At 58.6% G+C, this 12,066-nt stretch carries 9 protein-coding genes and 1 pseudogene; 6 read left to right on the forward strand and 4 right to left on the reverse strand.

Annotated elements, in window-relative coordinates:
- Window positions 1-79 precede the first annotated feature (79 nt).
- The 5 genes and pseudogenes from KI811_RS16330 (at window position 80) to KI811_RS16350 (ending at window position 5,988) form a co-directional block, all read left to right on the forward strand.
- Window positions 80-1,459 (forward strand): GGDEF domain-containing response regulator, encoded by a 1,380-nt coding sequence (locus tag KI811_RS16330; protein WP_214187537.1) that lies wholly within the window; start codon window positions 80-82, stop codon window positions 1,457-1,459.
- Window positions 1,460-1,501: 42 nt separating this feature from the next.
- Window positions 1,502-2,743 (forward strand): histidine--tRNA ligase, encoded by a 1,242-nt coding sequence (gene hisS, locus KI811_RS16335; protein ID WP_214187538.1) that lies wholly within the window; start codon window positions 1,502-1,504, stop codon window positions 2,741-2,743.
- Window positions 2,744-2,951: 208 nt separating this feature from the next.
- Window positions 2,952-5,495: a bifunctional aconitate hydratase 2/2-methylisocitrate dehydratase gene (gene acnB, locus KI811_RS16340; RefSeq protein ID WP_214187539.1), complete on the forward strand. Its 2,544-nt coding sequence runs from the start codon at window positions 2,952-2,954 to the stop codon at window positions 5,493-5,495.
- Between the two features lie 180 nt (window positions 5,496-5,675).
- Window positions 5,676-5,726 (forward strand): annotated as a pseudogene (locus tag KI811_RS18700) (hypothetical protein); the annotation flags it as partial.
- 73 nt (window positions 5,727-5,799) lie between these two features.
- The gene (locus tag KI811_RS16350; RefSeq protein ID WP_214187540.1) at window positions 5,800-5,988 is read left to right on the forward strand and encodes a hypothetical protein; all 189 of its coding nucleotides are present in this window, start codon (window positions 5,800-5,802) and stop codon (window positions 5,986-5,988) included.
- Window positions 5,989-6,000: 12 nt separating this feature from the next.
- Here KI811_RS16350 and KI811_RS16355 read toward each other — a convergent pair whose 3' ends face one another.
- Window positions 6,001-6,393 carry a pyridoxamine 5'-phosphate oxidase family protein gene (locus KI811_RS16355; RefSeq protein WP_214187541.1) on the reverse strand — a complete coding sequence of 131 codons (393 nt, stop codon included), beginning with the start codon at window positions 6,391-6,393 and terminating at the stop codon, window positions 6,001-6,003.
- A 230-nt stretch (window positions 6,394-6,623) separates the two neighbouring features.
- On the opposite strand from KI811_RS16355, the gene bfr reads away from it, so the two are divergent.
- Window positions 6,624-7,091 (forward strand): bacterioferritin, encoded by a 468-nt coding sequence (gene bfr, locus KI811_RS16360; protein WP_214187542.1) that lies wholly within the window; start codon window positions 6,624-6,626, stop codon window positions 7,089-7,091.
- 144 nt (window positions 7,092-7,235) lie between these two features.
- Here bfr and KI811_RS16365 read toward each other — a convergent pair whose 3' ends face one another.
- The 3 genes from KI811_RS16365 to KI811_RS16375 all read right to left on the reverse strand — a co-directional run bounded on the left by KI811_RS16365 (window position 7,236) and on the right by KI811_RS16375 (window position 12,041).
- Window positions 7,236-8,153 carry a GerMN domain-containing protein gene (locus tag KI811_RS16365; protein ID WP_214187543.1) on the reverse strand — a complete coding sequence of 306 codons (918 nt, stop codon included), beginning with the start codon at window positions 8,151-8,153 and terminating at the stop codon, window positions 7,236-7,238.
- 64 nt (window positions 8,154-8,217) lie between these two features.
- Window positions 8,218-8,697 carry a hypothetical protein gene (locus KI811_RS16370; protein WP_214187544.1) on the reverse strand — a complete coding sequence of 160 codons (480 nt, stop codon included), beginning with the start codon at window positions 8,695-8,697 and terminating at the stop codon, window positions 8,218-8,220.
- 167 nt (window positions 8,698-8,864) lie between these two features.
- Entirely contained in the window at window positions 8,865-12,041 is a 3,177-nt protein-coding gene (locus tag KI811_RS16375) for an efflux RND transporter permease subunit (protein WP_214187545.1), read from the reverse strand.
- Window positions 12,042-12,066 lie beyond the last annotated feature (25 nt).

Genomic DNA, 12,066 nt, shown 5'->3' on the forward strand with positions numbered 1-12,066 from the left:
AGCATCCCGTTTTATCTGATAGTTTTAAGGGTTAAAGCGCGGTCACTGCACAAATTCGCACCCTCAGGAGCTGCCCTCCATGGATAAAATCCTCGTCGTCGAAGATGATCGCTTCTTTCGGCAGATGTATGTGGATCTCCTCAAGGAAGACGGATACGAGGTAGATACGGTGACCTCCGGTGCCAAGGCGCTGGAGCTCCTTTCCGGCAACGATTACCAGCTCGTCATCACCGAGTTGGTCATTCCCGGCATGAGTGGCATCGAACTCCTGACAAGGGTAAAGCAGCAGATGCCCACGGTGGATGTAATCCTCGTGACCGGGCACGCAAATGTCGAATCGGCTGTGTTGGCCCTCAAAAGCGGAGCCCGTGATTACCTTCTCAAACCCTTCAATCATGAAGAGTTCAAGCATACCGTTGCCCTCTGCTTCGAGCAGCGTCGGCTCATCAACGAGAACTACGAACTGAAAGAGCTTCTGAACCTCTTCCAGATCGGCCAGAACATCGCCAACTGCATCGACATGGAACGCCTTTCAGCGGTAGTCCTTGACGCCCTGACAAATGAGATCGGTGCCGACAGGGCCATTGGCCTGTTCCATCATAAAGACGATAATCTTGCCCTCAAGGAATTCAAGGGGTTCAGCGAGGAGACGGCTCAGAAACTTGCTGAGGCAATTCGGAAAAATTTCTGCATCGAGACCAATGATGGCTCCGTTATTAACAAGATCAATACAACCCCCCTTGTATCGGGAGCGGAATTCGACGGATTAGAGCTCTCGGAAGGGCTTCTTCTTGTCATACGTTCCAAGGGAGAGGTTCAAGGGGTAGTGGTAATTTTCAATAACCCCGGGCAGAAACTTCCGTTCGACTACAAGCAGAAGAGCATTCAGTTTCTTCTTGAGCAGTCAACCCTTGCCTTTGAGAACGCCTCTCGCTACTCGAACGCCAGGGACATGCTCTACATAGATGAACTGACCGGGCTCTTCAACTACCGCTACCTGGATATCTCTCTCGATCGGGAGATCAAGCGGGCAGACCGCTTCGGCTCAACGGTATCTATGATCTTCATCGATCTGGATTTCTTCAAGGGGGTAAACGACACCCACGGACACCTGGTGGGGAGTCAGGTTCTCAACGAAATGGGGATGCTCCTCAAGAAATCCGTACGTGAAGTGGATATCGTAATCCGATACGGTGGCGACGAATTTACTGTCATGCTCGTGGAGACAGGGGAAAAGGGGGCTGCCACCGTGGCCGAGCGGATCCGCCGTTCCATTGAGGGGCACACATTCCTGGCTGCTGAAGGATTCAATATTCGGCTCACTGCCAGCCTCGGCTACGCCTGTTATCCCGCCGATACCCAGTCCAAGCTCGAACTCCTCGAACTGGCCGACAAGGCCATGTACCAGGGGAAGGAGCAGGGTAAGAACTGCGTATTCAGGGCAACTGCAATTCGTTGATAATTTAGCTGGTTATTTAATGTTTAAGGAGTAGGTAAGTACATGACCACTGGCATCAAGGGCTTTAACGATATCCTTCCCGGCGAGGTGGAGCGGTGGCAGCACATCGAGGCGACCGCCCGCCGTGTTTTCGGTCTTTATGGCTATGCCGAGATCCGCGTTCCGATTCTTGAAAAAACCGAACTTTTCTGCCGCTCCATCGGCGACACCACCGACATCGTAGAAAAGGAGATGTACTCCTTTGTGGACAAGGGGGAAAATGCCGTAACCATGCGCCCCGAGGGGACCGCGAGCGTGATGCGTGCATATATTGAGCATAAGCTTTATGCCCAGGATCCGGTGGCAAAACTCTACTATATGGGACCGATGTTTCGGTACGAACGCCCTCAAAAGGGGCGCTACCGGCAATTCCACCAGATCGGCGCCGAGGTTACCGGCGTCACCGACCCCAAGGTGGACGCCCAGGTCCTCACCATGCTCTGCCATTTCTTTGCGGAACTCGGCCTTACGGAGCCGACTCTCCAGATAAACTCCCTCGGCTGCCCCGAGTGCCGCCCCGTCTATCGGGAGGCGCTGAAGAGCTTCCTCCGCGAGCGGCTCGACCAACTCTGCGATGACTGCAAGAGGCGCTACGAAACCAACCCCCTCAGGGCGCTTGACTGTAAGTCGGCACACTGCAAGGAGGCGACCGCCGACGCTCCGGCCATGCTCGACCACCTCTGCGCCGGCTGCGACGACCACTTTGCCGCCACACGTCGCCACCTGGAGCGGGCGGGCACTCCATACAGCATCAATAACAGGATGGTGCGCGGCCTCGACTATTACACCCGTACCACCTTCGAACTTGTCACGGGGCTCCTCGGCGCCCAGAGCGCCGTGGCGGCCGGCGGCCGCTACGACGGGCTCATCGCCGATCTGGGCGGTCCCGCCGTTCCCGGCATCGGCTTTGCCATGGGTGTCGAACGGGTGGCTCTGCTGCTGGGGCAGCAAGAGTTCGCGCGTCGCCCCGACCTCTTCATTGCCGCTCTCGGGGCTGAAGCCCAGGATGAAGCTTTCCGGCTCATGTGCGGCCTCCAGCGTCTTGGCGTTTCAGTGGAAATGGACTACGAGGGGAAGAGCCTTAAAAGCCAGATGCGCCGCTCCGATAAATTCAACTCCCGCTTCACCCTCATAATCGGAAGCGATGAGATGGCCAACGGTAGAGCAACACTCAAAGCCATGGACAGCGGCACCCAGTCCGATGTTCTCCTGGACCCGGCCGCCATTGCAGGGGAGGTAAAATAACGAGCGCAGGGGGGAGGTGAGTGTGCACTTTCCTTCCCCCTGCGTCGCTGTTTTGTGCCTCCTATTCCCCTTCCCATAAGCTCCACTTAAGCAATTGACAATTCCCCGCAAAAATTGTATACAGTATCCATTTTCTCCCGCCGAACAATCATTTCAACATCTCGAAATAACGATTGATTCAAGAAGTAAAATCACAGGAGGAATGGATATGATCGAAGCCTATCTCGCCCACGAAGCCGAACGGAAGGCGCAGGGTATTCCGGCGCTGCCCCTCAACCCGGAGCAGACTGCCGACCTGTGCAACCTGCTGCAAAATCCCCCTGCAGGTAAGGAGGAATTCCTTCTCAATCTGTTGAAAGAGCGCGTCTCCCCCGGCGTCGATCCCGCCGCCAAGGTCAAGGCCGCTTTCCTGGCCGAAATCGTCAAGGGTACCAAGAAGTCACCGCTGGTTTCCAAGGTGGATGCCATCCGCATCCTCGGCACCATGATCGGCGGCTACAACGTGGGTCCCCTCGTTGAGGCCCTCAAGGATGCAGAACTGGCCGAAGAAGCCGCCTGTGCCCTTTCCGGCATGACTCTGGTCTATGATGGCTTCGATCAGGTTGTTGAGCTCAGCAAGAGCAACGCCGCCGCCAAGAAGGTTCTGGAGTCATGGGCCAATGCCGAGTGGTTCACCAACCGTCCCGGCGTCCCCGAGACCATCAAGGTCAAGGTCTTCAAGGTCGAAGGCGAGATCAACACCGACGACTTCTCCCCGGCCGGCGACGCCTGGAGCCGCCCCGATATCCCCCTTCACGCCCTGGCCATGGGCAAGACCCGCTTCCCGAACCGCCTCAAGGACATCGCCGACTGGCGCGCCGCCGGTCATAAGGTTGCCTTTGTGGGCGACGTTGTCGGAACCGGTTCTTCCCGCAAGTCCGCATGCAACAGCGTACTCTGGCACATGGGGCAGGACATCCCCGCCGTTCCCAACAAGAAGACCGCCGGCGTCATCATCGGCGGCGTCATCGCCCCGATCTTCTTCAACACCGCCCAGGATTCCGGTGCGCTCCCCCTCAAGGCTGATGTCACCAAGATGAACGACGGCGACGTCATCACCATCAACACCGCCAAAGGCGAGATTGCCAACGAAAAGGGCGAGGTCATCTCCACTTTCAAGATCAGCCCCAACACGCTGGCCGACGAGTTCCGCGCCGGCGGCCGGATTCCGCTCATCATCGGCCGCGCCATTACCGAAAAGGCCCGCAAGGCCCTCGGCCTCGGGGATACCGATGTCTTCACCAAGCCGGTCAACCCCGCGCCCAAAGCCGGCCAGGGATACTCCCTTGCCCAGAAGATGGTCGGCAAGGCCTGCGGCGTGACCGGTATCCTCCCCGGCACCGCCTGCGAGCCGAAGATGACCACCGTCGGTTCCCAGGACACCACCGGCCCCATGACTGCCGATGAGCTCAAGGAACTGGCCTGCCTCAAATTCCTCTCGCCGATGTTCATGCAGTCCTTCTGTCACACCGCCGCTTATCCGAAGCCGGCCGACGTGAAGATGCACAAGAACCTCCCCGGTTTCATCATCGAGCGGTGCGGCGTACCCCTCAAGCCGGGCGATGGCGTTATCCACTCCTGGCTGAACCGCCTGCTCCTCCCCGACACTGTCGGTACCGGTGGCGACTCTCACACCCGCTTCCCCATCGGCATCAGCTTCCCGGCCGGTTCCGGCCTGGTGGCCTTCGCCGGTGCCATGGGCTTCATGCCGCTTGATATGCCCGAGTCGGTCCTGGTCCGCTTCAAGGGTAAACTCAATCCCGGTATTACGCTTCGCGACGTGGTCAACGCCATTCCGTTCTGGGCCATCAAGCAGGGCAAACTGACCGTTCCTAAGAAGAACAAGGTCAACATTTTCAACGGCCGCATCCTCGAGATGGAAGGGCTTCCCGACCTGACCGTGGAGCAGGCCTTCGAGCTGACCGATGCCGCCGCTGAGCGTTCCGCTGCCGCCGGCTGCATCCAACTCTCCAAGGAGAGCGTGGCCACCTACCTCCGTTCCAACGTGGCCCTCATGAAGAAGATGATTGCCGACGGCTACCAGGATGCCCAGACCCTTCAGAACCGCATCGACGCCGTTAACGCGTGGCTGAAGAATCCGCAGCTCCTTGAAGCCGACAAGAACGCCGTCGAGACCGGCGCCTACGCCGACGTCATCGAGATCGATCTGGCCGAGATCACCGAGCCGATCCTGGCCTGCCCCAACGACCCGGATGATGTGAAGCTCCTCTCCGAGGTGGCGGGCACCCCGATCCAGGACGTCTTCCTCGGCTCCTGCATGACCAACATCGGCCACTTCCGTGCTGCCGCCGAGATCTGGCGCGGCCTCAAGTTCAACCCGAGCGTCCGCACCTGGATCTGCCCGCCGACCCGCATGGATCAGCAGCAGCTCAAGGACGAGGCTTACTTCTCGGTCTACAGCGCCTTCGGCGCCCGCATCGAAATCGCCGGCTGCTCCCTCTGCATGGGGAACCAGGCCCGCGTGCCCGATGGCGTGACTATGTTCTCCACTTCCACCCGTAACTTCGACGATCGTATCGGCGATGGCGCCAAGGTATTCCTCGGTTCCGCCGAACTGGGAGCCGTTGCCGCCACCATGGGCAAGCTGCCGACGGTTGCCGAGTTCATGTCGATCGTCAAGGAGAAGGTGGAGCCGAAGAAGGATGCCATCTACAAGTATCTCCAGTTCGATGAGATGCCGGAGTACAAGTAATCTCCGGGTATTATGCTGAAATGCTTGAGGCTGATATGCTGAAAGCGTGAAAAAAGACCCCCGTTCGGGCTTGCCCGGGCGGGGGTCTTGAATTTTGCGGAAGCGCGTCTGAACATTTGTGAACTGGGGTAGACCAGATGGCAAGGTTGAGCTTCGCAGGTAACGCCGTATACTCCTTTCATGGAACTCTCGGAAAATGCGCTAAAGGTATTGAAGGCCCGCTACCTGCTGAGGGATGAAAACGGGCAGATTATAGAAACGCCAGAGGACCGCCCTGGAGATACCCGCAGCAGATCATATCGAGATGCAAGCTGCCTTCCAGGAGTACACGGACAATGCCGTTTCCAAGACGGTCAATCTCCCCGCCAGGGCTACACGGGGAGATGTGGCCAAAGCATTTCTTCTTGCCTACGAGAAGGGGGTAAAAGGGATAACCGTTTTCAGGTACGGGAGCAAGAAGGGGACTCTGGTTAAATTCGTCGATACCGATTGAGCCTCCGGCAGGCTACATTGGCTTATCGGTGTGCACACCCACCGAGAACTTAAGGATTGCCCCGACCCTGACTTCGAGGCGGGACGCAACTTGCGGCATCCCTGGTTCCTCCAGTCCCGGCACGAATCCGTCAAGGATCGCCGCATCGGTGACCTTTTCCACCACGCCGAGAAACTGGTAGCCGTTACGGCCATCGGGGGTCGTTACCGATACGGAAACCTTCGGGTTTCCTTTCACGTTGCGGAGAGTCTCCGGACAACACCACGATTCAAAGACGATACGATCAGCTCCCTCGACCTTTATGTTTTCCCCCGCAGCCAAATGGGGAACTCCCTGAAGCGTCGCCGATGCGATAAAGGCGATGCCTCTCTCCTCCACAAATTTTTGAACCGTCTCAGGTATCATGGCCTTCCTCTGTTAGTACGGGTTCCGTTCACCAGCCGATCCAGCAAGATCAAGTATAGGGCTCCATCAGGCAATTACAAGGAACAGGCGCCTTCCTTCCGCCGCAGTGATGAGCATGCAATCAGGCTAATTGGAGAACACGACTTGACCTTTGAGCCGATTCTGCTTCACTTGACAGTAGTTATGCAATGCTGCGGGTAAACACTACGGAATTGAAAGGGAGACGAGACATGAAAGGAAACGAGAAGATCATCGAGCATCTGAACGCACGCCTGGCTGAAGAGTTGACGGCCGTGAACCAGTACTTCGTGCATGCTGAAATGTGTGAAAACTGGGGCTATGATCGGCTCCATGCCATGATCCGCAAGCGCGCAATCGACGAGATGAAGCATGCGGAGAAGCTTATCGCCCGGATTCTGTTCTTGGAAGGAAGGCCGATCGTGAGCAACCTTAACAAGATGCACATCGGTGAAGAAGTTCCCAAAATGCACGAAAACGACCGGCTTGCAGAAGAGTCGGCCATCAAGGGGTATAACGAGAGCATCAGGCTGGCAGTGGAGGTGGGAGATAACGGAACACGGGAGCTTCTGGAATCGATCCTGAAGGATGAAGAGGAACATATAGACAATCTTGAAGCCCAGCTCGACCAGCTCCGGCAGATGGGACCACAGTGCTATCTCTCCGAGCAGATCGACTAGACGGAAAAACAGCATGCATCTCATCCATCCTGCTGCCGCTCTACGAAAATGAAGGCAAAAAAGGGGTTAGCGTACAGGCTAACCCCTTGTACATACACAGCCCGCCGGCATTATTGCAATTCGCGCATCCCCATCTGAATCATATCAGTGCTCCCGCACTTCAAGTGAAAACTCCCCGGTTCCTTCGGCAGAACGACCGACCTTGTCGGTTACCTTCCAGCGGACCTTCACCGGTAGTCCGGCTTTGAACAGGGACGGTTCCTTTGGCTTCAGCACCGCCGCCATGTCGAAGACCGAGTGATAGACTTCGCCTTCGAACGATTTCCCGCCTCCGTCGGTTATCCTCAGTTCTTTGATCGTGACCGGCCGATCGAAGAAGACGTTCACCTCTTCAACCTCCTTTGACCCTTGTTCTTTCATGGCGGTAACGCTCAGAATACGAGGAGGGGAGGGGGGAAGAACGGCGCTCTCCTCCGGCGTCAGGGGCTGCCGTTCCAGGCCGCCATGACCGAGGAACCTCCCGACGTCTTTGCCGTCAACGCCGCCGCTTTCCTTTCCTTCGATCTCCATCCGCACCTCCCTGGTCCCGCTGAACTGGGAGAGGGTGAGGGCGACCGAGTCGAGCAGCGCCTTTTCAACCGCCGCATCGGCCTTGGAAACAAGGATTTCTTTGCTGAGGTTCACGGTTACGACGCCATTCTGCTCGGTAATTCCAAGGATGCGGGTCCCTGGGGCAAATGGCTGGAACATTTCGCCCTTGTAGCTTCCCACATCCATGCCGCCAAGCAGGCGCTCAAGCGCCACTTGCCTGATGGAAGCCTGATCGAAGGTGAAGAACGGGAAGGGCACAACCTTGCCCGGCTCCTTGGCCGAGGGGAAATAGATGACGAAGGCGTAGCAGGTGCCCTTGTCTGTGGTCGGGGCAGGGCCAAAATACTTTTCATATGCCGCCGTAGCCGAAACGCGGACCTGTTTTGCCGGCGAAGTTTTTCGCTCCTTCGCACAGGAGGTTATGCCAATGAGCACAAGTCCTGCCGCTACCAACAAACGAAGCGTTCTCATGGGCACCTCCCGGTAAAAGCAAAGGAGCGGCCCGATAGCAGGCCGTCCGGGGTACCGTTACATATTACTTCACCACGTACCAGAACTTGGCACTTCTCACCTTGCCATCCTTAAGCTTGAACTTGGCCATGACGCCATACTTCCCTTTTTTTGAAAGGTCGAAATCGGCGCCGAAGTGTCCTTGCATCGCCATCAGGTCCTTGACCTGCTCGGACTTGTCGGGGCCCTGGACTTTGACCTTCACCTCCCCTTCGGTGAGCGCCTTGCCGCTCTTCGCATCCTTGAACTCAACGGCGATATGGTGGGTCTCCTTCATCCCCTTCGGCATCTCCATCTTCATGGCTTTCATGTGCTCGGCCATGCTCATCACCTTGAAGGTGGCTTTCACTCCGTCCACCACCTCCTGGTGGGCGATGTCCCCCTTGTGCTCCATGTGTGAACCGTGCTCCATCTTCATGGAGCCATGGTCCATCTCCGCGTGGGAAACAAGGGGGGCCGCCAGGGCCAGGGTTGCCACTGCGATTACTGCTGCCAATTTCTTCATTGTTCGTTCTCCTTTTTCCATTGTGTTTTGTTGCCTGCTCTCCTGCGGCTTCGATATTTGCGTCAGATCGGCGTACCCGCAGCCGGTCCCGCGGAGGCGTAGCAGAGCTACGCCGCACAAGGAGACCGGTGAGGACGGCGTCGAGATGGCGTGAAGAGCAGAGCCGCCTAATGTTTCATCCCCGAATACTTCAGTTTACCCTTTTTCAAGTCATGTTTCTTCATCAGCACGAAGATGACGGGCGTCATGATGAGGACATGGATGGCCGAGGAGATCATCCCGCCGATCATGGGGGCAGCAATGGGCTTCATGACGTCGGCGCCGGTGCCCGAGGACCACATGATCGGGATCAGGCCGATGAGGGCCACTGCCACGGTCATGAGCTTGGGCCGCAGCCGCAGCACCGCCCCTTCAAAGGTGGCGTCGTAGATGTCTTGCTCCGTGCACGGCCCGTTGATGAGCTTTTTGTCCAACGCCTCATGCAGGTAGATGACCATCACCACCCCGGTCTCCACGGCGATGCCGTAGAGGGCGATGAAGCCGACCCAGACCGCCACCGACATGTTGTAGCCGAGGGCCTTGACCAGGTAGACTCCGCCCACCAGGGCGAAGGGGACCGAGAGCATGACCATGCTCGCCTCCAGGGCCGAGTGGAATGTGAAGTAGAGGAGGATGAAGATGATGAGCATCCCCGCCGGCACGAGGATCTGAAGGCGCTGCTTGGCCCGGACCTGGTTCTCCCACTGTCCCGACCACGCCACGTAGTAGCCCGGCGGGAGCTTGAGGTTCTTTTCGAGGACCGTCTTCGCCTCCCCCACGAAGCCACCCATGTCGCGGCCCCGGACGTTGAGGAATACGATTGAGCGGAGGAGCCCCCCCTCACTGTTGATCTCGGGGGCGCCGGTGGAGACTTTGAGCTTTGTCACCAGGGAGAGCGGCACCTGGGCGCCGTTCATGCCGCCGATGAGGATGCGCTGGATGGCCGGGATGTCGTCCCGGTAGTCGCGCAGGTAGCGGATCCGGATCGGGAAGCGGTTGCGCCCCTCCACCGAGGTTGAGAGCATCTCGCCTCCCAGGGCGGTCTCGATGACATCCTGAATCTCTCCCACGTTCACTCCGTAGCGGGCCGCGGCCTCCCGGTCGACGTCGATGTCGATGTAGTTGCCGCCCGTGACCCGCTCGGCCACCACGTCGGCGGCGCCGGGAACGGTCTTTAGGATTCCCTCCGCCTGGACCGCCAGGTCTTTCAGAACGTTCAGGTCGTTACCGAAGATCTTGACCCCCAAGTCGGTCCTGACCCCGGTGGAAAGCATGTTGATCCGGTTGATGATCGGCTGAGTCCAGCCGTTCCGGACGCCGGGAATCTGCAGTTTGGCGTCCAGTTCGGAAACGATGTCGGCCTTGGTGACCCCGGCGCGCCACTTCTCTTTCGGCTTCAGGATGATGATCGACTCGAACATGGAGACCGGCGCCGGGTCGGTGGAGGTCTCGGCCCGTCCCACCTTGCCGAGCACGTGCTCCACCTCCGGAACGCTCTTGATGATGGCGTCCTGCACCAGGATCAGCCGCTTCGCTTCGGTGATGGAGATGTTGGGAAGGGTTACCGGCATGTAGAGGAGCGACCCCTCATCCAGCGGCGGCATGAACTCGGAGCCGATGGTGAGAAACTGCGGGACCGGCAACTGCACTCCCATTGAAGTCAGAAACATTGGCAGGGCAATAATAAGGGCGATCACATTCAAAAGTATGGTGGTCTTCTTCCACTTCAGCACCCACCGGATCACCGGCGAGTAGAGCCGGATGAAGAACATGGAGACCGGGTTGGCGCTCTCCGGCGGCATCTTCCCCCGCATGAAGAAGTACATGAGTACCGGCACGAGCGTAATGGCGATCATGGCCGAGCCGACCATGGAGAAGGTCTTGGTGAAGGCCAGCGGGTGGAACATCTTCCCCTCCTGCCCCTCCAGGAGGAAGACCGGCACGAAGGAGAGGACGATGATAGCGAGGGAGAAGAAAATGGCGCGCCCCACCTGCTTGGCGCTGGTGATGATCACCTCCAACCGCTTCTCCTTCCGCTCCTCGGGCGGAAGCTCGGAGAGGTGCCGGTAGCAGTTCTCCACCATGATGACCCCGGCGTCCACCAGCACGCCAATGGCGATGGCGATCCCTCCCAGGGACATGATGTTGGAGGTGACCCCCATGAGCTTCATGGTGATGAAGGCAATGAGCACCGCGATGGGAAGGGTCAGCACGATCACCAGGGAGCTCTGGAAGTGGAGGAGGAAGGCGAGGATGACCAGGGAGACCACCACGGATTCTTCCAGCAGCGAGTGCTTCAGGGTGTCTATGGCCCGGGTGATCAAATCGGAGCGGTCGTAGGAGACCATGATCTTCACGCCGGGAGGAAGCCCTTTCTCCAGGGAGGATATCTTCTCCTTCACCCGGTCGATGACGTCCTTGGCGTTCTCTCCGTAGCGCATGACCACGATACCGCCGACCGCCTCCCCCTCGCCGTTCATGTCGAGGAGCCCCCGGCGGATGGCGCCCCCCAACTGCACGGTGCCGAGGTTCTTCACATAGACCGGCGTGCCGCGCATGTCGGCCCCGACGACGATGTCCTCCAGATCCTTGGGGGACTTGATGTATCCCTTCCCCCGGATCAGGTACTCGGCGTCGGCCTGCTCCAGGAGTCGCCCACCCACGTCGTTGTTGGAGCGCTTTACCGCCTCCATGACCTGATCGACCTTGATGTTGTAAGCAAAGAGCCGGTTGGGGTCCAGGTCGATCTGGTACTCGCGCACAAAGCCGCCGATGGAGGCCACCTCGGCCACGCCGGGAACGGTGTTCAACTGGTAACGGACGAACCAGTCCTGGAGGGTCCGGAGCTGCTCCAGGTCGTACCCTTTTCCTTCCAGGGTGTACCAGAAGACGTGGCCCACGCCGGTGCCGTCGGGGCCCAGGGTCGGCACCACACCGGAGGGGAGGAGCGAGGCGGCGTAGTTGAGGCGCTCCAGCACCCGGGTCCGGGCCCAGTAGATGTCGGCCTTGTCCTCGAAGATGACGTAGATCATGGAGAAGCCGAAGGCGCTCGAAGCCCGGACGGCGCGCACCTGGGGCAACCCCTGAAGGTTCACGGCCAGGGGATAGGTCACCTGGTCCTCCACCACCTGGGGCGAGCGGCCCGGGTACTCGGTGAAGACGATCACCTGGTTGTCGGAAAGGTCCGGGATGGCGTCCACCGGCGTCTTGTAGACCGCCCACACGCCCCAGGCGACGATCAGGCCGAAGATCATCAGGATGATGATGCGGTTGCGGGCGGAATAGTCGATGATTTTTTCGATCATGGAGATAAATCCTCAGTCTTGAGAT

The sequence above is a fragment of the Geobacter hydrogenophilus genome (assembly GCF_018501225.1).
GTDB lineage: Bacteria > Desulfobacterota > Desulfuromonadia > Geobacterales > Geobacteraceae > Geobacter > Geobacter hydrogenophilus.